Genomic DNA, 1,473 nt, shown 5'->3' with positions numbered 1-1,473 from the left:
CAACAACGATTTATTATTTTTTGAAATGCAAAAATATTAAAGTTTAGCAAAGGCACATTTGATTCTAGCAATCCAAACATTTACCACGCAAACGCGACTTTAGGGGGAGGTGTGCTAGGTGGAAGCGTAACAGGGGTAGAATACGATGAAAATGGCAACAAAAAAGGCTTTAGCCCTGAAAAATTTCTAGCAGGATTTGCAAGCGGTGCGCTAGCAAGCAAAGGACTACAAATTAGCACAAAAAGGCTAGAAAAACTTGCTAAGACAAGCCCACGCGCTAAAGCCTTACTAGAGAGAATGCAAGGCAAACATAGCCACGCTAAACCTGCGCAAAATAACGAAACAATGGCAAATCAAACCACACAAACAAAGAATGCAAATTTGGATACAATAGCAAATCCAAAACCTAGAAAGGATAAAAATATGTTAAATAATATTTTGCAAGAGCTATTTACAAGTAATAGTTATGTAGATTACAACAAAATCAAAAACTACATAGCTTTAAATCCGATGCCAAAACCGAACTTTAAAAATTATGCAGAATTTAAAGATATTTTCAATAATAAAAAAGGAAATATAGGCATCATCAATACGCCTTATAAGCCTGTAAAGGTTAAAATCTATAAGGCTTATGAGCATTTTACAAAAAATACCAACAATAAAAACCGAGAAAATATAAAAGGCGGATTTTTTAACACTTTACAAGACCCACTTTTTATAATAAAAGGCGAACGAGCTGGACAAAAAGAACCAAGCATATATTTTTACAAACCATTTTTAAGCAAAGATAAAAAAGGCAAAGAAAGCGTAATGAATCTCTTTAGTATTGCAGTAGATTACAACGGAAATTTAGATTTTAAAACATACTACTACGATGAGAGAAGCAACAGGTTAAAAAATGTTATAAATGGAGTATTTCAAGGAAAAAGTGAGGTAGTATATATCAAAAGCCCGAACGGATAACGCACCAACTATCTACGCGTCCCGCTTTTGCGTCCCTAGCTACCATAAGTTGGGTAGGTTTTTATAGCTAGTCGCTGGGCTTTGTAAAACTCATTATACCAAATCTTATTAAAAAAGGACAAAAAATGTATAAACAAGAAATACAAGAAATCGAAAATGGAATACGCGATCTTAGCACACACAACGGCAATACAATAGCAATCAATGCGCTAAAGAAAGCACTTAATGAGTTAATCGCCTTGCAAGAACAATACGAAGCAAAACTAGCAAAAAAACAAACCGAGCTAGATTCTCTTTTGCAAACCAAGCAAGAACAAGAAAAAGAAAAGCAAGAAGCCTTAAAACAAGCCGAGTTAGCAAGGCTTTTAGCACAATGTAGCACCCCCCCCCCAAGCACAGATTTAGTAGCAATCAAACGCGTTTTAGAATCGCTAAACACCTTGCAAACTAAACTTTTATCTACCTAAAAATCCCTTGCAAGCAAGAAAAAAAACAAACAAAAACAAAATC

The 1,473-nt window shown here is 34.8% G+C and carries 2 protein-coding genes; both read left to right on the top strand.

Translation table 11 applies throughout. The annotated features are described in order from the left end of the window. Positions 1-111: 111 nt before the first annotated feature. Positions 112-963, top strand: a complete 852-nt coding sequence (locus tag ACWIX0_RS13540) for a hypothetical protein (RefSeq protein WP_454174510.1) — start codon at positions 112-114, stop codon at positions 961-963. 125 nt (positions 964-1,088) lie between these two features. Continuing rightward, entirely contained in the window at positions 1,089-1,430 is a 342-nt protein-coding gene (locus ACWIX0_RS13535; protein WP_454174509.1) for a hypothetical protein, read from the top strand. Positions 1,431-1,473 lie beyond the last annotated feature (43 nt).

This window comes from Helicobacter sp. T3_23-1059 (genome assembly GCF_053654515.1).
The sequence above is the reverse complement of the archived record's forward strand: the minus strand, read 5'-3'. Positions and strand labels throughout refer to the sequence as shown.